General features: G+C 68.5%; 27 protein-coding genes. 22 read left to right on the top strand and 5 right to left on the bottom strand.

Going from position 1 to position 23041, the window contains the following annotated elements; translation table 11 throughout:
• Positions 1–127: 127 nt before the first annotated feature.
• A complete protein-coding gene (locus ASV56_RS23780) occupies positions 128–406 on the bottom strand; it encodes a hypothetical protein (protein ID WP_156429247.1) in 279 nt (92 codons plus the stop codon).
• A 174-nt stretch (positions 407–580) separates the two neighbouring features.
• On the opposite strand from ASV56_RS23780, the gene ASV56_RS18845 reads away from it, so the two are divergent.
• From ASV56_RS18845 to ASV56_RS18880, 8 genes are all read left to right on the top strand, one after another.
• On the top strand, positions 581–1141 hold the full coding sequence (locus ASV56_RS18845; RefSeq protein WP_062563538.1) for a hypothetical protein: 561 nt from the start codon (positions 581–583) through the stop codon (positions 1139–1141).
• Entirely contained in the window at positions 1089–3092 is a 2004-nt protein-coding gene (locus ASV56_RS18850; RefSeq protein ID WP_062563539.1) for a phage terminase large subunit family protein, read from the top strand. The genes ASV56_RS18845 and ASV56_RS18850 overlap by 53 nt, the downstream gene beginning before the upstream one ends.
• A gap of 1 nt (position 3093) precedes the next feature.
• Positions 3094–3303, top strand: coding sequence for a phage head-tail joining protein (locus ASV56_RS18855; RefSeq protein ID WP_062563540.1), 210 nt, complete (start codon positions 3094–3096; stop codon positions 3301–3303).
• Positions 3303–4871, top strand: a complete 1569-nt coding sequence (locus tag ASV56_RS18860) for a phage portal protein (RefSeq protein WP_062563541.1) — start codon at positions 3303–3305, stop codon at positions 4869–4871. Before ASV56_RS18855 ends, ASV56_RS18860 begins: the two co-directional genes overlap by 1 nt.
• A 5-nt stretch (positions 4872–4876) precedes the next feature.
• The gene (locus ASV56_RS18865; protein WP_062563542.1) at positions 4877–6931 is read left to right on the top strand and encodes a prohead protease/major capsid protein fusion protein; all 2055 of its coding nucleotides are present in this window, start codon (positions 4877–4879) and stop codon (positions 6929–6931) included.
• 74 nt (positions 6932–7005) lie between these two features.
• On the top strand, positions 7006–7341 hold the full coding sequence (locus ASV56_RS18870) for a DUF2190 family protein (RefSeq protein ID WP_062563543.1): 336 nt from the start codon (positions 7006–7008) through the stop codon (positions 7339–7341).
• The gene (locus tag ASV56_RS18875) at positions 7341–7652 is read left to right on the top strand and encodes a head-tail joining protein (protein WP_062563544.1); all 312 of its coding nucleotides are present in this window, start codon (positions 7341–7343) and stop codon (positions 7650–7652) included. Before ASV56_RS18870 ends, ASV56_RS18875 begins: the two co-directional genes overlap by 1 nt.
• The gene (locus ASV56_RS18880) at positions 7649–8278 is read left to right on the top strand and encodes a DUF6441 family protein (RefSeq protein WP_062563545.1); all 630 of its coding nucleotides are present in this window, start codon (positions 7649–7651) and stop codon (positions 8276–8278) included. Before ASV56_RS18875 ends, ASV56_RS18880 begins: the two co-directional genes overlap by 4 nt.
• Before the next feature lie 50 nt (positions 8279–8328).
• Here the strand turns inward: ASV56_RS18880 and merA are convergent, their stop codons facing one another.
• Genes merA through ASV56_RS18900 form a run of 4 tightly spaced genes read right to left on the bottom strand, consistent with a single transcriptional unit; the run spans position 8329 to position 10709 of the window.
• Positions 8329–9753, bottom strand: coding sequence for a mercury(II) reductase (merA, locus tag ASV56_RS18885; RefSeq protein WP_228189482.1), 1425 nt, complete (start codon positions 9751–9753; stop codon positions 8329–8331).
• A gap of 4 nt (positions 9754–9757) precedes the next feature.
• On the bottom strand, positions 9758–9991 hold the full coding sequence (gene merF / locus ASV56_RS18890; RefSeq protein ID WP_123644184.1) for a mercury resistance system transport protein MerF: 234 nt from the start codon (positions 9989–9991) through the stop codon (positions 9758–9760).
• A gap of 4 nt (positions 9992–9995) precedes the next feature.
• Positions 9996–10301 carry a heavy-metal-associated domain-containing protein gene (locus tag ASV56_RS18895; RefSeq protein ID WP_062563548.1) on the bottom strand — a complete coding sequence of 102 codons (306 nt, stop codon included), beginning with the start codon at positions 10299–10301 and terminating at the stop codon, positions 9996–9998.
• An 18-nt stretch (positions 10302–10319) separates the two neighbouring features.
• The gene (locus ASV56_RS18900) at positions 10320–10709 is read right to left on the bottom strand and encodes a mercuric transporter MerT family protein (RefSeq protein WP_062563549.1); all 390 of its coding nucleotides are present in this window, start codon (positions 10707–10709) and stop codon (positions 10320–10322) included.
• Between the two features lie 76 nt (positions 10710–10785).
• Here ASV56_RS18900 and ASV56_RS18905 point away from each other — a divergent pair, with 76 nt between their 5' ends.
• The 14 genes from ASV56_RS18905 (at position 10786) to ASV56_RS18960 (ending at position 23040) form a co-directional block, all read left to right on the top strand.
• Positions 10786–11211, top strand: a complete 426-nt coding sequence (locus ASV56_RS18905) for a MerR family transcriptional regulator (protein WP_062563550.1) — start codon at positions 10786–10788, stop codon at positions 11209–11211.
• Positions 11208–11624 (top strand): hypothetical protein, encoded by a 417-nt coding sequence (locus tag ASV56_RS18910; RefSeq protein WP_062563551.1) that lies wholly within the window; start codon positions 11208–11210, stop codon positions 11622–11624. Before ASV56_RS18905 ends, ASV56_RS18910 begins: the two co-directional genes overlap by 4 nt.
• A 24-nt stretch (positions 11625–11648) precedes the next feature.
• Positions 11649–12587 (top strand): phage tail tube protein, encoded by a 939-nt coding sequence (locus tag ASV56_RS18915; RefSeq protein WP_062563552.1) that lies wholly within the window; start codon positions 11649–11651, stop codon positions 12585–12587.
• An 11-nt stretch (positions 12588–12598) separates the two neighbouring features.
• Entirely contained in the window at positions 12599–13036 is a 438-nt protein-coding gene (locus tag ASV56_RS18920) for a hypothetical protein (protein WP_062563553.1), read from the top strand.
• Positions 13037–13098: 62 nt separating this feature from the next.
• Positions 13099–13263, top strand: coding sequence for a DUF7697 family protein (locus ASV56_RS24055; protein WP_172823797.1), 165 nt, complete (start codon positions 13099–13101; stop codon positions 13261–13263).
• 21 nt (positions 13264–13284) lie between these two features.
• Positions 13285–15747: a phage tail tape measure C-terminal domain-containing protein gene (locus tag ASV56_RS18925; protein WP_062563554.1), complete on the top strand. Its 2463-nt coding sequence runs from the start codon at positions 13285–13287 to the stop codon at positions 15745–15747.
• Positions 15748–15756: 9 nt separating this feature from the next.
• The gene (locus tag ASV56_RS18930; protein ID WP_062563555.1) at positions 15757–16383 is read left to right on the top strand and encodes a DUF2460 domain-containing protein; all 627 of its coding nucleotides are present in this window, start codon (positions 15757–15759) and stop codon (positions 16381–16383) included.
• Between the two features lie 183 nt (positions 16384–16566).
• Positions 16567–16728 carry a hypothetical protein gene (locus ASV56_RS24655; protein WP_253880167.1) on the top strand — a complete coding sequence of 54 codons (162 nt, stop codon included), beginning with the start codon at positions 16567–16569 and terminating at the stop codon, positions 16726–16728.
• Positions 16721–16852 carry a hypothetical protein gene (locus tag ASV56_RS24845; protein ID WP_301336104.1) on the top strand — a complete coding sequence of 44 codons (132 nt, stop codon included), beginning with the start codon at positions 16721–16723 and terminating at the stop codon, positions 16850–16852. The genes ASV56_RS24655 and ASV56_RS24845 overlap by 8 nt, the downstream gene beginning before the upstream one ends.
• Positions 16853–16857: 5 nt before the next feature.
• The gene (locus ASV56_RS18940) at positions 16858–17502 is read left to right on the top strand and encodes a lysozyme (protein WP_062563556.1); all 645 of its coding nucleotides are present in this window, start codon (positions 16858–16860) and stop codon (positions 17500–17502) included.
• Positions 17499–17708 (top strand): hypothetical protein, encoded by a 210-nt coding sequence (locus ASV56_RS18945; RefSeq protein WP_062563557.1) that lies wholly within the window; start codon positions 17499–17501, stop codon positions 17706–17708. The genes ASV56_RS18940 and ASV56_RS18945 overlap by 4 nt, the downstream gene beginning before the upstream one ends.
• Positions 17705–18589, top strand: coding sequence for a DUF2163 domain-containing protein (locus ASV56_RS18950; protein WP_062563558.1), 885 nt, complete (start codon positions 17705–17707; stop codon positions 18587–18589). The genes ASV56_RS18945 and ASV56_RS18950 overlap by 4 nt, the downstream gene beginning before the upstream one ends.
• A complete protein-coding gene (locus tag ASV56_RS18955; RefSeq protein ID WP_062563559.1) occupies positions 18586–19032 on the top strand; it encodes an NlpC/P60 family protein in 447 nt (148 codons plus the stop codon). The genes ASV56_RS18950 and ASV56_RS18955 overlap by 4 nt, the downstream gene beginning before the upstream one ends.
• Before the next feature lie 9 nt (positions 19033–19041).
• Positions 19042–23040, top strand: a complete 3999-nt coding sequence (locus ASV56_RS18960) for a baseplate multidomain protein megatron (RefSeq protein ID WP_062563560.1) — start codon at positions 19042–19044, stop codon at positions 23038–23040.
• Position 23041 lies beyond the last annotated feature (1 nt).

Raw genomic sequence — 23041 nt, forward strand, 5'->3', positions numbered from 1 at the left:
CCAACGTACGTTTTTGGAATAAACGCACGAACGGTCAATGAGACCTTTACATCATCAGCCAAAGCCTGACTACACAGGCCAATACATAACCCAAGCAAGGCAAGGCGCAATGCAGCCACTCGAAACGCTACTCGCCCGTCTCGATTATTGACGTGTTGTCTAGATTGCCCGTAGTTGAAACATCAGCATTGTCAAAATCAATGCTGATCCCGCCCGGAACCGAAGTCACTGTACCAGCGTCAGCCCCAGGCATCGTGAGCGTGCTATCGGGATAAACGAACATTTCAGCATTCTCTGTTCCACTTGGTGCCGGGCAGATGTAGGTCCCATCTGTTGCGGTGTAACAGTCCTGTGCTGAAGCGATGTGCGGGATAGTTACAACGGCAGCCATCAAAAGCGCTCTCATCTTGAACCTTTTCCTGTTGTCTCCTTCGCTACGAAGCGAGTTTAGCACGAATCTGTGATTCGTTTTCAGAGTTCAGATGGTTTTTCTGGTGTATGCCATTCACTGCCTGCCTCCTCCTCAGAGCATTGTGGTGAGAGCTAAATTATTGTTTTCTATTAACAATCGGAGCCATCGATGCAGGGCATGAGCGAGCGCCAGTACGCCGCGCATGTCGGGCTGTCGCGGGGCGCGATCCAGAAGGCGAAGACCGCCGAGCGGCTGGTGCTCTATCCCGACGGCAGCATCAACGCGGCCGCCAGCGATGCCAGGCGGGCGGAAACCACGGACCCCTCGAAGACCCGCAAGCCGCCCGAACCGAAGCTGAAGCCCGTTCCCGAGGCGGCGGTGGCGGCCGTCGGCGACACGCTCCGCGAACAGGGGCTGGCAGTCCCCGCCGTCGGCGGCGGCACGACCTTTCTGCAGGCGAAGACGGCGAACGAGGTGCTGAAGGCGCAGGAACGGCGCATCCGGCTTCAGAAGCTGAAGGGGGAATTGATAGAGCGGGCGCGCGCGCTGTCGCTGGTGTTCCGGCTGGCGCGGGAGGAGCGGGACGCGTGGGTGAACTGGCCTGCGCGCGCGGCGGCGCTGATGGCGGCGGAACTGGGCGTCGAGCCAGCCGTGATGCAGAAGGTCCTTGAGAAACATGTCCGTGCCCACCTCGACGAGCTTGCCGAGGTCCGGCCCGACGTCCGATGATGATAAGGCCCTGACCGACTTCGATGGCGCGGGCGAGATCCTGCGCGCCTGGGGCAACGGGCTCCGGCCAGACCCCGACCTGACCGTCTCGGAATGGGCGGACCGGCACCGGATGCTGTCGGGCCGCGCCTCGGCCGAACCGGGGCGGTACCGGACGGTGCGCACGCCTTACATGCGCGAGATCATGGACCGGCTGTCGCCGGGCGATCCCATGCAGCGGATCGTGTTCATGAAGGCGGCGCAGGTCGGCGCGACCGAGGCCGGGAACAACTGGATCGGGTTCGCCATCCACCAGGCGCCGGGGCCGATGCTGGCGGTCCAGCCGACAGTGGAACTGGCCAAGCGCAACTCGCGCCAGCGGATCGACCCGCTGATCGACGAGAGCCCCGACCTGCGGGAGCGGGTCAAACCGGCCCGGTCCCGCGACGCGGGCAACACGATGCTGTCGAAGGAGTTCGCGGGCGGCATCCTGATCATGACGGGGGCGAACTCGGCGGTCGGGCTGCGCTCGACCCCGGCGCGGTACATCTTCCTCGACGAGGTCGACGCCTATCCCGCCTCGGCCGACGAGGAAGGCGATCCGGTCACGCTGGCGGAAGCGCGGTCGCTGACCTTCGCCCATCGGCGCAAGGTCTTCCTGGTCTCGACCCCGACGATCCGGGGGTTGAGCCGGATCGAGCGGGAGTTCGAGGCGTCCGACCAGCGCCGGTTCTTCGTGCCGTGCCCGCACTGTGGCCATGTGCAGTGGCTGAAGTTCGACCGGCTGCGGTGGCAGAAGGGTCGTCCGGAGACGGCCGAGTATCACTGCGAAGGCTGCGACGCGGCAATCGCGGAGCACCACAAGACGGCGATGCTGGAGGGCGGCGAATGGCGGGCGACCGCCACGGCCGCCGATCCGACCACGGTCGGGTATCACCTCTCGGCGCTCTATTCGCCGATCGGCTGGCTGAGCTGGGAGCGGATCGTGCGGGCATGGGACGCGGCACAGGGGTCGGACGAGGCGATCAAGGCGTTCCGCAACACCATCCTCGGCGAGACATGGGTCGAGACCGGGGAAGCCCCGGACTGGCAGCGGCTCTACGACCGGCGCGAGCGCTGGACGTCCGGCACGGTGCCAGCGGGCGGGTTGTTCCTGACCGCCGGGGCCGATGTGCAGAAGGACAGGATCGAGGTCGATGTCTGGGCCTGGGGCCGCGGGCTCGAAAGCTGGCTGGTCGATCACGTGGTGATCGAAGGCGGGCCGGACCGGCATGACGCTTGGTCGGAACTGACCGCGCTCCTGGACCGGTCCTGGCCGCACAAACGCGGCGCGCATCTTCGCATCGCCCGGCTTGCCATCGACACCGGCTACGAGGCTCCGGCAGTCTATTCTTGGTCGCGGGCGCAAGGGTTTGGGCAGGTGTCGCCGGTGAAAGGCGTCGAGGGGTTCAACCGTTCGAGCCCGGTATCGGGGCCGACATTTGTCGATGCGACCGAGGGCGGCAAACGTCTGCGGCGCGGGGCGCGTCTCTGGACCGTGGCGGTGTCGACCTTCAAGGCCGAGACCTATCGCTTCCTGCGGCTGGAGCGCCCGACCGAGGAAGACATGTCTGAGGGGGCGGCGTTTCCACCGGGATCGGTGCATCTGCCGCATTGGGTCGAGAATGAATGGCTGAAGCAGTTCGTGGCAGAACAGCTGGTGACGGTGCGCACCAAGCGCGGCTTCGCCCGGCTGGAATGGCAGAAGCTGCGCGAACGCAACGAGGCGCTGGATTGCCGGGTCTATGCCCGCGCCGCCGCCTGGATCGCGGGCGCGGATCGCTGGACCGACGAGAAATGGCGCGACCTCGAGGATCAGCTCGGGGCGGCGCCAACGGAAATCGATAGTGCGGGGCGGGTCAATCGGCCGCAAGCCGCACCCCAGGGAAAACGGCAGTCGGACTGGCTTGGCCGACGCGGAGGATGGTTCTGAGATGGCAGACTGGACGGAAACCGAGCTTTCGGCGCTGCGCCGGGCCTATGCCAGCGGCACGACGCGGGTCAGCTATGACGGCAAATCGGTGGACTATGGTTCGGCCGAGGATCTGCTGGGCCGCATCCGGACCATCGAACGCGCCATCGCGGGCACGGCGCGGCCGCTGCCTGTGGCCGGGTTGGCGGGCTTCTCCCGCGGGGATCGCTGATGCCCGCGAACTGGATGGACCATGCCATCGCCTCCGTCGCCCCGCGCATGGCGGCCCGGCGCGTGCTGGCGCGGCAGGCCTTCGAGACCCTGACGCGCGGCTATGAAGGGGCGTCGAAGGGGCGGCGCACGGACGGGTGGCGCGCGCCGGGATCCTCTGCGGACACTGAGATCGGCGTGGCCGGGGCTCTTTTGCGCGACCGGATGCGCGATCTGGTGCGCAACAACCCGCATGCGGCCAAGGCCGTGGCGGTGCTTGTGAACAACATCGTCGGTTCGGGCATCATGCCCCGGGCCGCCAGTGGCGATGACAAGCTGGACCGCAAGGTCGACGCCCTGTTCGAACGCTGGACGGCGGATTGCGATGCCGATGGCCAGCTCGATTTCTACGGGCTGCAGACGCTGATCTGCCGCGAAATGGTCGAGGCAGGCGAGGTGCTGGTCCGTCGCAGGTTGCGCCGGTCGTCGGATGGCCTGCCGGTGCCGCTGCAATTGCAGGTGCTGGAGGCCGACTTCCTCGACGCCACGAAATCCGGCGCCATCGGCGCGGGACGGCTGGTGCAGGGGATCGAGTTCGATCCGCTCGGCAAGCGCCGGGCCTACTGGCTCCATGCCGAACATCCGGGCGACGCCTACGGGGCCTTGAAGAACGGCCTGCAGAGCCGCCCGATCCCGGCGGCCGAGATTGCCCATGTCTACGAGAAGCAGCGCACGCAGGCGCGCGGGGTTCCCTGGGGCGCGCCGGTGATCCGCAGCTTGCGCGATCTCGACGATTACGAGGTCGCGGAACTGGTCCGCAAGAAGACCGAGGCCTGCGTCACCGCCATCGTCTTCGGCGATGACGAGGCGCAGCAGGGCATCGCGCCCTCGGTGGTCGACGCCGATGGCAACCGGGTCGAGCAGTTCGAGCCGGGGCTGATCGCCTATGCCCGCGGCGGCAAGGAAATCCGCTTCAACCAGCCCTCGGCGACGGGCGGCTACGGCGAATACAAGCGCGCGAGCCTGCACACGATCTCGGCAGGCTTCCGCGTGCCCTACGAGCTGCTGACGGGGGACCTGTCCCAAGTGAACTACTCCTCGATCCGGGCGGGTCTCGTGGAGTTCCGCCGCCAGATCGACGCCGTCCAATGGCAGCTGTTCATCCCGATGTTCTGCGCCCCGGTGTGGCGGTGGTTCACGGAAGCCGCATGGGCGGCGGGGCAGATCCCGTCGCCGATCGTGCCTGTGGAATGGTCGCCGCCGAAGTTCGAGGCGGTCGATCCGCAGAAGGACGCGATGGCGAACCTGCTGTCCATCCGCTCGGGCACCATGACGCTGGCCGAGGTGATCGCCCGGCAGGGCCGCAACCCCGACGCCGTGCTGGCCGAGATCGCGGCGACCAACGCCAAGCTCGACGCGCTGGGGTTGGTCCTCGACAGCGACCCTCGCCGCGTCACCAAGACCGGCAGCGCACAATCCAAAGACGGGGCCAGCGATCCGGCGAACGATCCGGCCGCCGACGAACCAGACGCCGACGACCCGACCGCCGACGCGGATACAGACCCGGCGCAGGCCGACCAACAGGACTGACCTTCATGGACACGATGATCGAACTGCCGGCCATGCGCCGGTCGGCGGAGCTTGCGCCGAACACGGCCGATGCCGACAACCGCACCGTCGAGGTGGTCTGGTCGGCCGGGGCTCGCGTCCGCCGTGCCACCTTCTTCGGCGAGCCTTATGACGAGGAACTCAGCCTCGACCCGGCCCATGTCCGGCTCGACCGGCTGAACGCGGGCGCGCCGTTCCTGAAGGTGCACGAGCTCGACACGCTCGACGCGGTGATCGGCTCGGTCGTGCCGGGCTCGGCCCGGATCGAGAACGGTCGCGGCATCGCCTTGGTCCGGATCAGCGAGCGTGCCGATGTCGAGCCGATCTGGCGCGACATCCAGGCGGGGCACATCCGCGCCGTCTCCATCGGCTACCAGGTCCACCGGTTTGATATCTCGAAGCCTGATGGCGCCCGCGAGCTCTGGCGCGCGGTGGACTGGACGCCCTTCGAGGTCTCCGCCGTCGCGGTCGGAGCCGACCCAGCAGCGGGCTTCCGCGCCCAGCACCCCCTTCACGACTGCGTCCTCCACCGCCGGGACGCCCCTTCCACCACGAAAGGACCGATCCCGATGACGGACACGACCCAGACCCCGGCGAGCGACGCCGCAACCCCCGCCAACACCCAGCCGACCGCGCCGGTCGAAACCGAGGACACCCCCATGACCGAGCCGAAACCGGCTGCGCCCGACCCGAAGGTCGCGGCCAGCGAGACGCGCAGCCAGAAGACGCAGGTAACTCCCGCGCCCGATACCGAAGTGGTCGCCACCCGCGCCCGCGAGGCCGAGCGCGACCGCGTCTCCACCATTTACGATCTGGCCGGGCGGCTGAACCTCGAGCGCGGCTTCGCCGAGGATCTGGTCAAGCGCGGCGTCAGCATCGACGAGTCCCGCCGACTGATCCTCGACCAGGTCGCCGCGAAATCCGACGAGACCCGGAACTTCCCCCATGTCTCCGTCCCGCTCGGCGGCCGAGACGAGTGCATCACCCGCCGTGACGCGGTGGCGAACGCACTGCTGCACCGCTACAGCCCAACGCTGTTCCAGCTCGAGGACGCCGCGCGCCAGTATCGCGGCATGACGCTGCTGGAGCTCGCCCGCGAAAGCCTCGGCAATGCCGGGGTCAACACGCGCGGCCTGTCGCGTGACGAGGTGGCGACGCGCGCGCTGCACTCGACCTCGGACTTCCCCGAGATCCTGTCGGCCGTCACCAACAAGACGCTGCGGCAGGCCTACGAGGCCTATCCCCGCACCTTCATGCTGTTCTGTCGCCAGGTGCTGGCGACCGACTTCAAGGCGATGCATCGCGTCCAGCTCGGCGAAGCCCCGCAGCTGCTCGAGGTCGGCGAAAGCGGCGAGTTCAAGCGCGGCACGCTGGGCGAGAGCAAGGAGAGCTACAAGGTCAAGACCTATGGCCGGGTGGTCGCCATCACCCGTCAGACGCTGATCAACGACGATCTCGACGCCTTCACCCGCATCCCGGCGATGTACGGCAACTCCATCGCCCAGCTGGAGTCGGACGTGGTCTGGGGCATCATCACCGCCAACCCGGCGATGGCCGACGGCAATGCGCTCTTCCACACCACCCACAAGAACCTGGCAGGCACCGGCGCGGCGCTCGATGTCAGCAGCGTCGGAGCGGCGCGCGCGGCGATGGCCAAGCAGACCGGCCTCGACAAGAAGACGGTGCTGAACGTCCGGCCTGCCTTCCTGATCGTGCCGGCCTCACTGGAACTGAAAGCCGAACAGCTGGTGGCCCAGAACCTCGTGCCCGCCGCGACGTCCAGCGTGGTGCCGCAGTCGATCAGGACGCTGGCGCCGATCAGCGAGCCCCGGCTCGACGCCGCCAGCGAGACCGCCTGGTATCTGGCGGCCAGCCCGAACCAGATCGACACCATCGAGTACGCCTATCTCGAGGGCCAGCAGGGCGCCTATATCGAGACGCGCAACGGCTTCGACGTCGACGGGGTCGAGATCAAGTGCCGCCTCGACTTCGGAGCCAAGGCCATCGACTGGCGCGGCCTCTACAAGAACCCGGGCGCGTAAGGCGCGCTTCCTGAACCCTGACACACGGGCGGTCCTGACGGGCCGCCCTTCGTCTTTCCACGAGGATCCCCATCATGAAAACCTACGTCCAGCCCGGCAACACCATCACCCTGACCGCGCCCTATGCCGTCGCCTCCGGCGATGGCCTGCTCGTCGGCTCCATCTTCGGCATCGCCGCGGGTGCCGCCGCCATTGGCGAGCCCGTCGAGACCGCGCTCGTCGGCGTGTTCGACATCACCAAGGTCGGCTCCCAGGCGTGGACGGTTGGCGCCAAGGTCTATTGGGACGACACCAACAAGCGCACCACGACCGTCGCGACCGACAACACCCTCATCGGCGCGGCCGTCGAGGCGGTGGCGAGCGGCGCCGGCGACACCATCGGCCGGGTGCGCCTGAACGCGACGTTCTGATGTCGGCCTTCGCCGCCGCCATCGGCGCGCTCTTCGCCGATCCGAACATCGGCCGGGACGCGGTCTACATCGCCGACGGCGGTACACCCGTGCTGGTGCGTGCCGTCGCCCGTCGCGCCGACGCGGTCACCGACTTCGGCGACGCGCGGCTCTGGTCCGAAACCACCCGGATCGACCTGCGCGTGGCCGAGGTGGCGAACCCGCGTCCCGGCGACCGCATCGAGATCGACGGCGACGCCTTCCTCATACAGGGCGAGCCGGTCCGCGACCGCGAGCGGCTGGTCTGGACCGTCGACCTGAGGCCCGCGTGAAACTGAAGCTCGACATCGATCCCGACATCGTCGCGATGATGGCGGCCGAGGTCGCGGCGGGTGAACGGGCCGTCACCGCCGCCATTCGCGAGGCCGGGACTGGGCTGAAGACGGCGTGGCGGTTGCAGATCACCGGCGCGGGGCTTGGTACACGGCTCGCCAACTCGATCCGGAGCCAGAACTTCCCGAGGTCGGGCGAGAGCCTTGAGGCTGCGGCGCTGGTCTGGTCGAAGGCGCCGGTAATCGTCGGTGCGCATGACACCGGGCCGCTGATCCGATCGAAGAACGGGTTCTGGCTGGCGATCCCGCTGCCCGCGGCGGGCAAATCCCTGCGCGGCGGCCGGATCACCCCCGGTGAATGGGAGCGGCGACGCGGCCTCCGCCTGCGTTTCGTCTATCGCCGGACGGGCCCCAGCCTGCTGGTCGCCGAGGGGCGGCTGAACACGAAAGGCCAGGCGGTGGTGTCGCGGTCGAAGACCGGGCGCGGAAAGGTCACTGCGCCGATCTTCCTGCTGGTGCCGCAGGTCAAGCTGCCGAAGCGGCTGGATCTGGCGCGGGATGCAGACCGGGCGTTGGACAGCGTGCCGGGGCTGATCGTGGCGAACTGGGTGGGGGGTAGGTTGTGATCGCATCGATGCGCAATCTTGCTCGGCAGCCACGAAACCGACGGCTCGGGTTACCCCGCGCAGCACGACAGCTTCGCGACATCCTTGTCGAAGGTCTGCGCGGCGAGCTTCAGCCCCTCTACCGTGGTCAGATAGGGGAAGATCGTCTCGCCGAGCGCCTTTGTCGTCATGCCGAACTTGAGCGCCATGGCGAGCGTCTGGACACTGTCGGCTCCCTCCGGCGCCATGATCACGCCGCCCAGGAGGCGGTCGGTCGCCCGGTCCGCGACGAGCTTGATCAGGCCGCGCGTGTCGCGGGCGGCGAGCGCGCGGGGCACGTTGTCGAGCGTCAGCACACTGGTCTTGACGTCATGACCCGCGGCGCGCGCCTGCGCCTCGGTCAGCCCGACGCCGGCGACCTGCGGATCGGTGAACACCACCCACGGCATCGCGGCGTTGTCGTAGCGCTCCGCCCCGCCCAGAACGGCGTTGCGGGACGCGAGCTTGGCGCCATAGGCGGCCATGTAGACGAACTGGTCGCGGTCGGTCACATCGCCCGCCGCGAAGATGCCGGCCTTCGTGGTCTGCATGTCGTCGCCCACCCGGATCGCGCCACGCGCGTCGGTCTCGACGCCCATCTCCGCGAGGCCCAGCCCCTCGGTGTTGGCTGCGCGTCCCGTCGTCAGGACGAGGCGGTCGGCCGTCAGATCGCGGTCTGCGCCGTCCACCGTCACCGTCAGGACCGCACGGGCCCCGTCGCGCCGTGCGGCGTCGTAGGTCGCGCCATCGACAACCGCGACGCCCTCGGCGCGCAGCGTCTCCGTCAGCGCCCGGGACACCTCCGGCTCTGTGCGCGGCAGCAGGCGCGAGCGGCAGACAATGGTGACGCGGGTGCCCATCCGCGCCATCATCTGCGCCAGCTCCACGCCGATGTAGCCGCCGCCGAGGAAGATCAGGCTTTCGGGCAACCGGTCCAGCTCCAGCAGCGACGTGCTGTCGAGCGTTGGTGCGTCCTGGATCCCAGGGATGTCGGGCACGGCGGGTCGGCCACCGGTCGCGACGATCACCTTGGGAGCCGTGATCCTGCGCCCGCCGACCTCGACCCCGCCGAGGACGAGACGCGCCGGACCCTCGTCGAGATAGGTCACACCGCCGTAGCCCGGCAGCAGATCGGCGTACTTCTTCTGGCGCAGTGTCGCGACAAGATCGTCCTTGGCCGCAATCAGCGCCGACCAGTCGGCGACCTGCGCCTCGCTGTTCAGGCCCGGGAACCGATGTGCTGTCTGCGCACCGTGCAGGGCTTCCGCGGCCCGGATCATCGTCTTGGAGGGCACACAGCCCACGTTCACGCAGGTCCCGCCGATGGTGCCATGGCCGATCAGCGCGACGCGCTTGCCTCCCTCGGCGGCGGTGATCGCGGCCGAGAACCCGGCCGATCCGGCGCCGATCACGGCAAGGTCGAAATCGCCCTTGGGCGCGCAGCAATCGTCTTTCATCAAGTCATCCATCCGTTCGAGTGGTCTGGCGCCGCTGCCGTCTCCAGACCGCGTACACGGTCAGCGCGACGAAAAAGGCGAGCGCGGGCAGCAGAACGTAGTCGAGCCAACCCAGCCAGGCCGACAGGCCCACGGCACCCAGAAGCACCACCAGCACCGGAGTGAAGCAGCAGAGCGCCGCGATGACGGTGCCGACGATCCCTGTCGCGATCAGCTTGCGGTCGGACTGCTCGGTCATCTCGTCAGCCCGCGACACGCGCCGGGTAGCCTGCATTGGCCGACGCGGTCGCGATGGCGTCGGCGCTCGTCGCGGCGGTGTCGAAGATCACCGTGGCGGTGCGGGCATCGAAGTCGATCTCGACGGCGCGCACGCCCGCGACGCCCTCCATCGCACGCTTCACGGTGACTGGGCAGAGCGCGCAGGTCATGTTGTCCACCGCGAAGGTGACGGTCTGCTCGGCGGCGACGGTCTGCGCGGCAACAGGGATGGCGGTGATCGGCACAACGGCGGTCAGGCCGAACAAGGCGAGTGCAAGGATCTTCTTCATGTGGATGTCCTTTCGGGGTCAGTAGAGAAGCGGGGCCCACCAGTCGATGGTGAGGGCTGCGAGAACGAGGATCAGGGAGGCCCAGAGAGCCGACTTGGTGATGCGCGCCGATGCTGGCCTTGCGCAGTAGGAACCGGGTTCGCAGACGGTTGGCTTGCGGAAATAGACCTGCCAGAAACCCGCCGCGATGAAGCCGAGCGCGATCACGGCGAAGATCGGCTTGTAAGGCTCCAGAGCCGTCAGGTTGCCGATCCAGGCGCCCGAGATGCCGAGAGTCAGAAGCACCAGCGGCCCGATGCAGCAGGCCGAGGCGAGAAAGGCGCCCACCACACCGCCCGCCGCGAGCCAGCCCTTTCGGGCGGGGCGATCCGCGCCCGTGCTGTCCGTTCTGTCGTCTGTCAGCGCCATGTCGCGCACCTCTCGTCTGTGATTGACGATGGGTGTAGGGTCTGTAGCAACTACAGGCTCAAGAGGAAACTTGCCCATGACCGATCACGAGCGCGAGAGCGGCTTCACACGCGGCGACCTGGCCCGGGCGACCGGCTGCAACATCGAGACGATCCGCTATTACGAGAAGACCGGCCTGCTGCCCGACCCGCCCCGCACGGACGCCGGCTACCGGGTCTATTCCGCCGCACACGCCACACGCCTCCGCTTCATCCTGCGCGCCCGCGAACTCGGGTTCTCGATGGAGGACATCCGCGGGCTGATGGGGCTCGGCGACGGCGCCGCGCCGACCTGCGCCGAGGTCAAGGAACGGACGGAGCGGCACCTTGCCGATGTCCGCGCGAGGATCGCGGATCTTCGGCGTATCGAATCCGTCCTCGCTACAACTGCATCCAGGTGTTCGGGCGCCGAAGTCCCCGATTGTCCGGTGCTCGACGCGATTTCCAACTCGGCCGACCCATGACACCTCGCGAAACCATCCTCGTCGCGCTGCACGCGCGGCTCTCGGCGCTGCCCGCCACCGCTCTGCGCGGGGACGTGCTGCCCGAGCGCATGCCGGTCGAGGGCCTGATGATCCTGCGCGATGGCGAACCAGGTGCGCCCGAAGTCACGCTGTCGCCACTGTGCTATCACTACCAGCACCGCGCCGAGATCGAGGCGGTCGTGCAGGGCACCACCCGTGACGCCGCCTTTGACACCCTCTGCGCCAGCATCGGTGCCGCGCTCGCCGCAGATCGCACGCTGGGCGGCCTCTGCGACTGGATCGAGGCGGAAGCGCCGCGCCCAGTTGATCTTCCGGTCGAGGGTGCCACCAGCCTGAAGGCGGCGGTGATCCCCGTCGTCCTGCACTATTCCACGGCCGATCCGCTGGCCTGACCCCTCACACGACAGGAGAACACGATGGCACGAGCCCATGGGGCGCGGGCGCAGATGGCGCTTGCGTTCGAGACCGTCTATGGCACCGCGCCCGCCTCGGGCTATCGGACGGTGCCCTTCGCCAGCACCACACTCGGCTCCGAACAGCCGCTGATCGCCTCGGAACTGCTGGGCCAGGGGCGCGACCCGTTGGCCCCGATCAAGGACGCGGTCACGGCCGATGGCGACGTGGTTGTGCCGATCGACGTCGAAAACTTCGGCCTCTGGCTGAAGGCGGCCTTCGGGCAGCCCACGACCACCGGCACCACGCCCAAGACCCACACCTTCCAGTCGGGGAACTGGACCCTGCCGAGCATGGCCATCGAGACGGCCATGCCCGAGGTGCCGCGCTATGCGATGTATACCGGCTGCGTCTGCGACCAACTGTCGTGGCAAATGGCGCGGTCCGGTCTGCTGACCGCCACCGCCCGATTGGTGGCACAGGGCGAAAACGTCGCTGCCACCACGGCCGCTGGCACGCCGACCGCTTTGGCGCTGCAGCGCTTCGGGCACTTCAACGGGGCGATCACGCGCAACGGCACACCGCTCGGCAATGTCATCTCGGCCGAGATCACCTATTCCAACGGCCTCGACCGGATCGAGACCATCCGCTCGGACGGGCGCATCGAGGGCGCCGACCCCGGGATGGCCGCCCTGACCGGCCGGGTGGAGGTGCGTTTCGCCGACACTGCGCTGATCACGCAGGCCATCGACGGCACGCCTTGCGAACTTGTCTTCGCCTGGAGCCTCGGTGCCAACGCCAGCTTCACCTTCACCGCACACGCCGTCTACCTGCCGCGACCTCGGATCGAGATCCCGGGCCCGCAGGGCATCCAGGCGACCTTCGACTGGCAGGCGGCCAAGGCCACAAGCCCCGCCCGCATGTGCACCGCCGTCCTCGTCAACACCGTCGCAACCTACTGAGAAGGCCTGCCATGCTGACCCTCGACCTCACGAACGCGCCGCAGTGGTGCGACCTCATCCCCGGCGTGCGTGTGAAGCTCCGCCCGCTGACCACGGCCCTGATGGTCTCGGCGCGGGGAGATCCCCCGATTGCCGACCTGCCCGAGGGGGCCGCGACCGAGGAAGCCGCGCTCGCCATGGCCAAGGCGCTGGCGCGGCGCGCGATCCTCGCATGGGAAGGGATCGGCGACGCCGATGGCAATCCCATCGAGCCAAGCCCCGAGGCCATCGACGCGCTTCTCGACCTCTGGCCCGCCTTCGAGGCGTTCCAGAGCCACTACGTTGCGAAGGCGCTGCTGCTGTACGCGGAAAAAAACGGCTCTGCGCCCTTGCCGACTGGTCCTTCGGTGGGGGCGAAGGCTACTGCACGGCCTGCGCAGGACCCTGTCCCGACTGCCCCGCGCGGCTGAACCGGCCGCTGACGCTGGAGGGCGCGCAGGTCTGGGACCTCGCGCAGCGGCTTGGCGGGCAGATGCGGGTCATCCCCGGCGCGGTGATCGGCTGGGACTTGGGCGCGGCGCTGGCCTTGGGCGCGGCCCTCGGCATCTCCTTGCCCGCCATCGCCGAACTGCTGCCCGCCATTGAGGCGGTGATGGTCCGCCGCGTCAACGAACAGATCGCGGCCAACCGCGGCTGACCCTATCTGGAGCCCAATCCCATGGCCGAGAAACGCGTCTCCGTACGGCTCGCCGCCGTGGGCGGCCGCCAGGTGCGCGCCGAACTGGAGGGTGTCGGCGAGGCCGGGGCGAAGGGCCTCGGCCGTCTCTCGCGCGAGATGGAACTGGCGAATACGCGGCTGGCCGCCTTTGCACGCCGGGCGGGCCTGGCGCTCGGGGCCGCCGCGGCCGCTGCCACAGCCTCGCTCGGCCTGATCGTGAGGTCTACCGCCGAGAGTGCCGCCCAGATCCGGCAGTTCGCGCAGGTCGCCAATGCGACGCCGGAGGCGCTGCAGCGCTGGTCGGCTGGGGCGCGGACAGTGGGCATCGAACAGGAGAAGCTGACTGATATCCTGAAGGACGTGAACGACCGGGTCGGAGATTTCCTGCAGACCGGCGGCGGGCCGATGGCGGACTTCTTCGAGAATGTGGCCCCGCGTGTGGGTGTGACGGCCGACCAGTTCGCCCGCCTTTCTGGCCCCGAGGCGTTGCAGCTTTACGTCGACACGCTGGAACGCGCGGGTCTGAGCCAGCAGGAAATGACCTTCTATCTGGAGGCGATGGCATCGGACGCCACGCGCCTGCTGCCGCTTCTGCGGAACGGCGGGGCGGAGATGGCCCGACTTGGGGATCAGGCATCCGACCTCGGCGCGGTGCTGGATGGCGATGCGCTGGAAGCCCTGCGCCGCACGCAACTGGCACTGGGAACCGTATCCCTCGTGTTCGACGGCCTGCGCAACCGGATCGCCGTGGCTGTCGCTCCGACCATCGAGGCGCTGGCCAATGCCTTCGTGGCGCTCGCCTCCGATGGCGGGATCTTGCGCTCGGCTATCGACGGACTGATCGGCAACCTTGGAAGGCTGGCGTCGTATGCCGCAACCTTCGCCGCTGTCATGAGCGGGCGCTGGGTCGCGGGAATGGCTGCCGCAGCCCTATCCGTGCGCGGTCTTGCGACAGCCTTGGTCTTCCTGCGTGGCGCCCTGATCCGAACCGGCATCGGCGCTCTGATCGTCGGCGCAGGCGAGCTGGTCTTTCAGTTCTCGCAACTCGTCGCCCGGGTCGGCAGCGTGGGCGAAGCCTTCCGGCTGCTCGGCGATCTGGCCCGCGAAGTCTGGTCGCTCATCGGCCTGTCGCTGGACGCGGCGCTGGCGCGCATGGCGGCCGGATGGGAGGGGCTGAAAGCGGCCGGACTGTCGGCCCTCGAGGGCACCATCGCGGGCGTCGTCAGCTTCGGCGACCGGACGGCCGCGATCTTCCAGGGGGCCTATGACGCGGCGGTCGCGATCTGGGGCAGTCTGCCGGGCGCCATCGGAGACTTCGCGTTTCAGGCCGCGAACGGGCTGATCTCGGGCGTCGAGGCGATGCTGAACGGCGTCGTCACGCGCATCAACAGCTTCATCGAGACGCTGAACGCGGCCCTCGCGCTGCTGCCCGAATGGGCGACCGGCGAAGGTGGCGTGCGGATCGGCATCCTCGATCCGGTTGAACTCGGCCGCATCGGCAATCCGTTCGAGGGGGCTGCAACGGCTGCAGGGGCTGCGGCGGCAGATGCCTTCTCGGCCGCGTTGTCGCGGACCTACCTCGAGCCACCCGATCTCAGGCTCGGGGCCATGGCTGAGGATGCCCGCGCCCGGGCCGACGGCTATCGCGAGGCGGCCGGGATGCTGGCTGATGCCGCAGAGCGGCCGCTCGCCAGCTGGCAGGCGCTGAAGGATACCGTCACCGGCACGGGGGCCGAAGCCGAGACCGCGCTCGCCGATGCCGCCGCTTCGGCCGATGCTGTCAAGGCAGGGCTTAACGACACGGCCACCGCGGCCGATGGCGCTGGCGGCGCTGCACGCGACGCGGGGGCGGCTGCAGCCCAAGGCGCGGACACGGCCCTCACCGGCTGGCAGGCCGTCACCGCCGCCCTCTCCGACTATGCCGCCAAGGCGCGAGACATCGGCGGGGATATCGGCAGCGCGCTGGTCGGGGCGTTTCAGAGCGCCGAGAACGCTATCGGCGACTTCGTGAAGACCGGCAAACTCGACTTCCGAGATCTGGTCACCTCGATGATCGCCGACCTCGCCAAACTGGCAGCGCGGCGCTTCATCCTCGGCCCCATCGCAAACGCGCTTTCCGGCGCGCTGGGCGGCGCGGGTGGCATCTTCGCGAACATCCTGCATTCGGGCGGCGTGGTCGGCGCCCCCGGTCCCGGCCGGATGGTCCCGGCACTGGCCTTCGCCAGTGCGCCGCGGATGCACGACGGGGGCTGGGCCGGGCTGCGGCCGGATGAGGTGCCCGCGATCCTGCAGCGCGGGGAGCGGGTGCTCTCTCGGCGCGAGGCGGCTGGCTACGGCCAGGCGGGTGGTTCGACCGTCAACGTCACGATCAACGCCCGCGACGCCGAGAGCTTCCGCCAGTCCCGCACGCAGGTCGCAAGCGACATCGCCCGCGCCGTGTCGCTGGGTCGGCGCGGCATGTGAGGATCAGCCATGGCATTTCACGAGGTCCGGTTTCCGGACAACATCAGCCGCGGAGCACGCGGCGGTCCCGAACGGCGCACCCAGATCGTCGAACTGGCAAGCGGGGCCGAGGAGCGCAACGCCAGCTGGACCAACTCGCGCCGCCGCTACGACGTCGCCTATGGCATCCGCCGCGCCGACGATCTGGCGGCGGTCGTCGCCTTTTTCGAGGCAAGGAATGGCCGCCTCCACGGCTTCCGCTTCAAGGACTGGGGCGATCACAAATCCTGTCTGCCCTCCGGGACACCCGCACCGACCGATCAGGTGATTGCCACCGGCGACGGCGCGACGACGACATTCCAACTGGTGAAGCGCTATACCTCGGGCGCGCAGTCCTGGTCGCGCGCCATCACCAAGCCCGTCGCCGGGACGGTGACAATCGCCCTGAATGGCACGCCGCAAGCCTCTGGATGGTCGGTTTCCACGACTTCCGGTCTCATCACCTTCACCACAGCTCCGGCCGCGGGCGTCGCCATCACTGCGGGCTTCGAGTTCGATGTCCCGGTCCGCTTCGACACCGACGCGCTCGACGTGACGCTCGACCTCGAGCGGCTGGGCTCGATCACCTCCATCCCGCTTCTGGAGATCCGACGATGAATGACGAGACCGGATTTCTGGCGGCGGCGCTGAAGGAACTGCTCGCCTCCACGGCGGTGATCCTCGCCGCCTGGGGCGCGCTCGGCGGCGCGACCAACGCGTTGACCACGAAGATGCGGCTGCGTGACGCGCTGCGCCATATCCTGCTCGGCGGGCTGATCGCGGCCGGGATGGGCACTCTCGATGGCGATCATCACTCGCTGGCTCAGCCTGCCGCCCGAGGCGATCCCGGCCGGGGGCGCGGCCGGATCGGCCGCCTATCTGGTCGGTGTCTTCGGTCCCGCCTTCATCGAGGTGCTGCTCGCCCGTCTGCGCCATGCCGGGAAAGGTGATGGCGATGCATGACCTTCTGCGCCTCGCGCGCTCCCTGCGCTGCTACCCGGCCGATCCCGGCCAGGCTTTCCGCCACCGGCTGGGCGTCGGCATCGCCATCGCCGTTCTGATCCTGATCCTCTCGCTTCTGGGGTAATTTCCATGCAGATGACCGACCGGGGCCTGCTGGCCCTCGTCCGGCACGAAGGCATCGTGCCCGGACCCTACACGGATGTGAAACAGGTCTGGACCTTCGGCATCGGCCACACGGCTGCCGCCGGGGCACCCGATCCCGCCACGATGCCGCGCGGCATGCCTGCCGATCTCGATGCCGGGATCCGCGAGGCGTTCCGGGTCTTCCGGGCCGACCTCGCGCGGTATGAGGCCGCCGTCCTGCGCGCCGTGAAGGTGCCGCTCGAGCCGCACGAGTTCGATGCGCTGGTCTCGTTTCACTACAACACGGGCGGCATCGCCAAGGCGGCGCTGACCCGGCACCTGAACGCGGGCGACCGGGCAGCTGCGGCAACAGCCTTCATGGGTTGGCTCAAACCCGCCGCGATCAGCCCGCGCCGCGAGGCCGAGCGCGATCTCTTCGCAACGGGCCGCTATCCCGTCGGCACCATACCCGTCTGGTCGGTGGATCGCAGCGGACGCGTCGATTTCTCGCGACCGATCCGGCGTCTGACCGAGGACGAGGCGCTGGCGCTGCTGCGCCCCGCAAGCGTGCCGGTGCCGACGCAAACCATTGTCGCTCCGTCTTGGTGGCGGAGGCTGTTGGACCATTTCAAAGGAAAGGCAACATCATGAACTGGACCCTTGCACGTGGCCTCGTCTATCTGGCCTGCCTTGCCGCCTCCGGCCTCGCTCTGGCCGGGCTGGCGGATTTCGACCTCGCAACCGGCACGCTCGATATTCGCCCCTTCAATATCTATGCCCTGACCGGCGCGACCGGTGGTGTCGTGTCTTCGCTGCTGGCGTCCGTGGCCCTCCTGCGCGGTTGGGGGCGGAAGTGAAATCCCTTCCGCCCGCGCTGCAAGCCCATCTCGACGAAGGCGCCACCACTCTGGCCTGGTGCTGGCGCATCACCCGCGCCGATGGCGTGACCTTCGGTTTCACAGACCATGACCGGACCCTGTCGTTCGACGGGACAGAGTTCGAACCGGAAAGCGGACTGACAGCCTCCGAAGTCCGATCCGGCTCGGACCTCTCCGTGGATGCGCAGGACGCCCAAGGCGTGCTGTCCTCCGACCGGATCACCGAGACCGATATCCTCGACGGGCGCTGGGACAACGCGGCTGTCGAGGTCTGGCGCGTGAACTGGTCGGCCCCTTCGCAGCGCGTGCTTCTGCGGCGCGGGGCCATCGGCCAGATCCGGCGTGGGAGGCTCGCCTTCGTGGCGGAGGTCCGGTCACTGGCCCATGTCCTCGGCCAGACCGTAGGGCGAACGTTTCAGGCGAGTTGCGACGCCGCGCTGGGCGATGCGCGCTGCGGCGTGAACACCGATGCCCCGGCCTTCAAGGGCACCGGCGCGGTGATCGACGTGCTGCGGGATCGGGCCTTCACCGCTTCCGGCCTCGGCGCCTTCGCGGCGGGCTGGTTCGCCTTCGGGCTGGTCGAATGGACCAGCGGCGCGAATGCCGGACGGCGGATCGAGGTGCTGTCGCACGACCTGGTCGACGGCGTGGCGATCCTGACCCTGCTGGAGGCACCAGTGCGACCGATCACGGCGACGGATACCTTCGTGGTCCGGGCGGGTTGCGACAAGCGGATCGCGACCTGCGGGACGAAGTTCGCCAATGTCGCCAACTTTCGCGGCTTTCCGCACATCCCGGGCCAAGATGCCGTGCTGCGCTACGCCACCAAGGATGGCGGCCATGAGGGGGCGGTGCTGTGACCCTATCACACCGGACCGCTGATCCCGTTCTTGTCATCGCCGTCGCGCGGTCATGGCTCGGCACACCCTATCACGACCAGGCCAGTTTGCGCGGGGTCGGCTGCGACTGCCTCGGCCTCGCGCGCGGTGTCTGGCGCGAGGTGGTCGGGCCGGAGCCATTTCCGATCCCGCCATATAGCCGCGATTGGGGCGAGACCGGGCCGCGCGAGGTGTTGGCCGATGGGGCGCGGGCGATGATGCCCGAGATCGCACCGGCCGATGCGCCACCCGGCGCACTGGTCCTGTTCCGGATAGTGCCCCGCGCCATCGCCAAGCATGTCGGGATCCTGACTGGCCCCGACACCTTCCTCCACGCCTATGAACGCCTCGGCGTGATCGAGGAAGCGATGACACCGACTTGGCGGCGGCGCATCGCCTTCGCCTTCCTGTTCCCCGCACGCTGAGATTTTCCCATGGCCACGCTCGTCCTCGGCGCCGTCGGTTCCGCCATCGGCGGAGCCTTTGGCGGCGCGATCCTCGGCTTTTCCGGGGCCGCCATCGGTGGCTTCATCGGCTCGACCATCGGTTCGGTGGTCGACAGCTGGATCGTGTCCTCGCTGGCCCCCGCGCAGAAGATCGAGGGCCAGCGCCTCGACAGCCTGCGCATCACCTCGGCCACCGAAGGCGCGATCATCCCGCGCCTGTATGGGCGCATGCGGATCGGCGGCAACATCGTCTGGGCCACCGATTTCCGCGAGGAGACGAAGACCACGACGCAAGGCGGCGGCAAGGGCGGTAGTGGCGGCAAGGTCCGGACCACCGAGTATCTCTACTACGCGTCCTTCGCCGTGGCGCTCTGCGAAGGCCCGATCACCGGCATCGGCCGCATCTGGGCCGACGGCAAGCCGCTCGACATGACCGGCATCACCTGGCGCTGGTATCCAGGCGACGAGGCGCAGGGGCCTGACCCGTTCATCGCCGCCAGGATGGGTGCCGCCAACACCCCCGCCTATCGCGGCACGGCCTATGTGGTCTTCGAGGAACTGCCGCTGGCGACCTACGGCAACCGCCTGCCGCAACTGTCGTTCGAGGTGTTCCGGCCGCTGGCAGATCCCGACACGGCCGAGGGGCTGGTGAAGGCCGTCACCATGATCCCCGCCTCGGGCGAGTTCACCTATGCGACCGAAGCGGTCCGCAAGACCGTGGGCGCCACGACCACAGTCTTAGGCCAGACCACCGGCGGCACCACCTCGGCCGAGAACCTGAACGCGCTGCCGGATGAGGCCGACATCGTCGTGGCCCTCGATCGGCTGCAAGCCATGGCCCCGGCCGTCGAGAGCGTCAGCCTTGTCGTCGCCTGGTTCGGCAACGATCTGCGCGCGGGGAACTGCACGATCAAGCCGGGCGTCGAGGTGACGACCAAGGTCACCAGCCCGAAGGTCTGGACGGTCAACGGCGTGGCGCGGGCGAACGCGCATCTGGTCAGTCGTGACGCCGAGGATCGTCCGGTCTACGGCGGCACCCCTTCGGACTTCGCGGTGGTGCAGGCCATCCAGGAGATGAAGGCGCGCGGGTTGCGGGTCACCTTCTATCCGTTCCTGCTGCTTGACGTGCCGCCCGGCAACACCAAGCCCAATCCTTACAGCGCCAATGCCGCTGCCTTGGGCCAGCCGACATTCCCCTGGCGGGGGCGGATCACCTGTTCCCCGGCTGCGGGTTTTGCAGGGTCGGTGGACAAGACCGCCGCAGCCGCCACGCAGGTATCAGCCCTGTTCGGCACAGCGGCGCCCGCGAACTTCAGCGTGTCAGGCACCCATGTCAGCTGGACCGGGCCGGTCGGGGAATGGTCGCTGCGCCGGATGATCCTGCACTACGCGCATCTCTGCAAAGCGGCCGGGGGCGTCGATGCCTTCCTGATCGGTTCAGAGATGCCCGGCCTCACCACCATCCGCTCCAGCGCCAGCGCCTATCCTGCCGTCACCGCCTTCAAGGCACTGGCGGCGGATGTGAAGGCGGTCCTCGGAGCGGGCACCAAGGTCGGCTATGCCTCCGACTGGTCGGAGTATTTCGGCCACCAGCCGGGCGACGGCAGTGGCGACGTCCATTTCCACCTCGACCCGCTCTGGTCGGACGCCAACATCGATTTCATCGGCATCGACAACTACATGCCGCTGTCGGACTGGCGCGACGGGTTTGATCATGCCGATGCCCTAGAGGGCTGGTCCGCGATCCATGATCGCGGCTATCTGCAGGCCAACATCGCGGGCGGCGAGGGCTTCGACTGGTTCTACGCCAGCGCCGCCGACCGGTCGGCCCAGCTCCGCACCCCGATCACCGATGGCAGCGCGGGCAAACCGTGGGTCTTCCGTTACAAGGACCTGCGCGCCTGGTGGTCGAACCCGCATTTCAACCGGCCGGGCGGCGTCGATTGCGGCACACCGACGGCATGGGTGCCGCAATCGAAGCCCGTCTGGTTCACCGAACTGGGTTGCCCGGCCATCGATCGGGGCACGAACCAGCCGAACGTGTTCTTCGACCCGAAGTCGTCCGAGAGCTTCACGCCGTATTTCTCCCGCGGCTGGCGCGACGATGCGATCCAGCGCGTCTATCTCGAAGCCAGCTATCTCTGGTGGGGCCAAGGGGCGAACAACCCGACGTCGTCCGTCTACGGTGGCCGGATGGTCCATGTTCCGGAATGCGCCGCCTGGACCTGGGATGCGCGACCCTATCCGTTCTTCCCCGAACTGACCGGCGTCTGGACGGACGGGCCGAACTGGCGGCTGGGTCACTGGCTGACCGGACGGCTCGGCGCGGTGTCGCTGGCGGCCCTCGTGCGCCACCTCTGCCTGCGTGCCGGGCTTGCGGAGAACCTCATCGACGTCTCGGGCCTCTGGGGCGCGGTCGAAGGCTATGTCATCGGCGCGCTGGAAAGCCCCCGTGCGTCGATTTCCACGCTGGCCCGGCATTTCGGCTTCGACGCCATCGAGACCGAGGGCGTGATCCGCTTCGTCATGCGCGGCCGCGCCTCGGTCGCCACCCTGGCCATCGACGATCTGGTCGCCAGCCGTGAGGGCGAAGCCTTCGAACTGACCCGTGGTCAGGAGACCGAACTGCCGCAAGCCCTGAAGTGGCAGGTCGCACGCGCCGACGAAGATTACGATGCGGCGCTGGTCGAGGCGCGGCGCATCACGGTCGACACGACCCGCATCGCTTCCGAGTCCTTCCCGATGGCCATCCCGCCCGAGGAAGCCGAACGCCGTTGCCGCCGTGCGCTGATGGAAGCCTGGATCGGCCGGGAAAGTGCCACCTTCCGCCTTCCGCCCTCGCGGCTCGCTCTCGATCCCGCCGACGTGATCCGGCTGGCGCATGACGGCCGGGAGGTCGAGTTCCGCCTCGTCTCCGTCGCCGATGCCGAAGCGCGCGGGATCGAGGCCGTCCGGCAGGACCGCGCCGCCTACGATCTGCCGCCCGGTGATCCGCGACCGGCCTCGCTTTCGAGCCCCGTCGTCTTCGGCACGCCAGAGGTGGTGATGCTGGACCTGCCGCAGATTTCGGAAGATCAGCCCGCGCATCGCCCCTTGATCGCCGCGCATGCCAGCCCCTGGCCGGGCGAGATCGCGGTCTTCCGCAGCGCATCCACCGACGGGTTCGCGTTGCTGACCATCTTCGGCAGTCGCGCGCGGATCGGCAGGCTGGCCTTCGACTTCTTTCCGGGGCCGACCTCGCGCTTTGATCTCGGCAACGCGCTGGTCGTCGATCTGCTGTCCGGGACGCTGGAAAGCGTAACGGACGTTGCCCTGTTCGGCGGGGCCAATGCGCTTGCGGTCGAGAGTGCCGCTGGCCAGTGGGAGATCGTCCAGGCGGGCGCGGTCGAACTGATCGCGCCCGGCCGCTATCGCCTGACCCGCCTCCTGCGCGGCCAGCGCGGGACGGAACATGCGATGGGCAACCCGGCCCCGGCAGGAGCGCGGGTTGTGGTCCTGGACGCCACGCTGGCCTCGCTGCCCGTCGCCGAGGCTGACCTTGGCTTGCCTTGGAACTGGCGGGTCGGCTCGGCCGCGCGTTCTGTCAGTGACGCAAGCTATGCCGCGCTGGGCTTCACCCCCACTGGCCGGGGGCTTGTTCCCTTCGCCCCGGTCCATGTCGAGCAGCCATGGCGGACAGCACGCAACCCGGGCGATCTGACCATCCGTTGGACGCGGCGGTCCCGGGCGCTCGCCGCCGACAGCTGGGCCGGGCTGGAGGTGCCGCTGGCCGAGGAACTCGAAGCCTACGAGTTGGAGATCCTCGACGGCGCATCCGTGAAGCGGGTGCTGAGCACCGCCACAACCAGCGCAGTCTACACGGCCGCCCAGCAGACCGCCGATTGGGGCGGGCCGCTCGGCCCCGGCGACGGCCTCACCGTACGCATCTACCAGCTCTCCGCCCTCGTGGGACGGGGTGCGCCGAAAACCGTCACACTCACGTTCTGAA

The organism is Paracoccus aminovorans (assembly GCF_001546115.1).
Classification (GTDB): Bacteria; Pseudomonadota; Alphaproteobacteria; order Rhodobacterales; family Rhodobacteraceae; genus Paracoccus; species Paracoccus aminovorans_B.

What these genes read in the sequence shown, in the direction of transcription:
- ASV56_RS18900 (WP_062563549.1), bottom strand. Translation starts at nt 10,709, where the DNA reads ATGGCGCTGACAGACGACAGAACGGACAGCACGGGCGCGGATCGCCCC.
- ASV56_RS18905 (WP_062563550.1), top strand. Translation starts at nt 10,786, where the DNA reads ATGACCGATCACGAGCGCGAGAGCGGCTTCACACGCGGCGACCTGGCC.
- ASV56_RS18860 (WP_062563541.1), top strand. Translation starts at nt 3,303, where the DNA reads ATGCCCGCGAACTGGATGGACCATGCCATCGCCTCCGTCGCCCCGCGC.
- ASV56_RS18930 (WP_062563555.1), top strand. Translation starts at nt 15,757, where the DNA reads ATGGCATTTCACGAGGTCCGGTTTCCGGACAACATCAGCCGCGGAGCA.
- ASV56_RS18845 (WP_062563538.1), top strand. Translation starts at nt 581, where the DNA reads ATGCAGGGCATGAGCGAGCGCCAGTACGCCGCGCATGTCGGGCTGTCG.
- ASV56_RS18915 (WP_062563552.1), top strand. Translation starts at nt 11,649, where the DNA reads ATGGCACGAGCCCATGGGGCGCGGGCGCAGATGGCGCTTGCGTTCGAG.
- ASV56_RS23780 (WP_156429247.1), bottom strand. Translation starts at nt 406, where the DNA reads ATGAGAGCGCTTTTGATGGCTGCCGTTGTAACTATCCCGCACATCGCT.
- ASV56_RS18920 (WP_062563553.1), top strand. Translation starts at nt 12,599, where the DNA reads ATGCTGACCCTCGACCTCACGAACGCGCCGCAGTGGTGCGACCTCATC.
- ASV56_RS24655 (WP_253880167.1), top strand. Translation starts at nt 16,567, where the DNA reads ATGGCGATCATCACTCGCTGGCTCAGCCTGCCGCCCGAGGCGATCCCG.
- ASV56_RS18870 (WP_062563543.1), top strand. Translation starts at nt 7,006, where the DNA reads ATGAAAACCTACGTCCAGCCCGGCAACACCATCACCCTGACCGCGCCC.
- ASV56_RS18910 (WP_062563551.1), top strand. Translation starts at nt 11,208, where the DNA reads ATGACACCTCGCGAAACCATCCTCGTCGCGCTGCACGCGCGGCTCTCG.
- ASV56_RS18855 (WP_062563540.1), top strand. Translation starts at nt 3,094, where the DNA reads ATGGCAGACTGGACGGAAACCGAGCTTTCGGCGCTGCGCCGGGCCTAT.
- ASV56_RS24845 (WP_301336104.1), top strand. Translation starts at nt 16,721, where the DNA reads ATGCATGACCTTCTGCGCCTCGCGCGCTCCCTGCGCTGCTACCCGGCC.
- ASV56_RS18895 (WP_062563548.1), bottom strand. Translation starts at nt 10,301, where the DNA reads ATGAAGAAGATCCTTGCACTCGCCTTGTTCGGCCTGACCGCCGTTGTG.
- ASV56_RS18945 (WP_062563557.1), top strand. Translation starts at nt 17,499, where the DNA reads ATGAACTGGACCCTTGCACGTGGCCTCGTCTATCTGGCCTGCCTTGCC.
- merA (WP_228189482.1), bottom strand. Translation starts at nt 9,753, where the DNA reads ATGAAAGACGATTGCTGCGCGCCCAAGGGCGATTTCGACCTTGCCGTG.
- merF (WP_123644184.1), bottom strand. Translation starts at nt 9,991, where the DNA reads ATGACCGAGCAGTCCGACCGCAAGCTGATCGCGACAGGGATCGTCGGC.
- ASV56_RS18960 (WP_062563560.1), top strand. Translation starts at nt 19,042, where the DNA reads ATGGCCACGCTCGTCCTCGGCGCCGTCGGTTCCGCCATCGGCGGAGCC.
- ASV56_RS18865 (WP_062563542.1), top strand. Translation starts at nt 4,877, where the DNA reads ATGGACACGATGATCGAACTGCCGGCCATGCGCCGGTCGGCGGAGCTT.
- ASV56_RS18850 (WP_062563539.1), top strand. Translation starts at nt 1,089, where the DNA reads ATGTCCGTGCCCACCTCGACGAGCTTGCCGAGGTCCGGCCCGACGTCC.
- ASV56_RS18875 (WP_062563544.1), top strand. Translation starts at nt 7,341, where the DNA reads ATGTCGGCCTTCGCCGCCGCCATCGGCGCGCTCTTCGCCGATCCGAAC.
- ASV56_RS18940 (WP_062563556.1), top strand. Translation starts at nt 16,858, where the DNA reads ATGCAGATGACCGACCGGGGCCTGCTGGCCCTCGTCCGGCACGAAGGC.
- ASV56_RS18925 (WP_062563554.1), top strand. Translation starts at nt 13,285, where the DNA reads ATGGCCGAGAAACGCGTCTCCGTACGGCTCGCCGCCGTGGGCGGCCGC.
- ASV56_RS24055 (WP_172823797.1), top strand. Translation starts at nt 13,099, where the DNA reads ATGCGGGTCATCCCCGGCGCGGTGATCGGCTGGGACTTGGGCGCGGCG.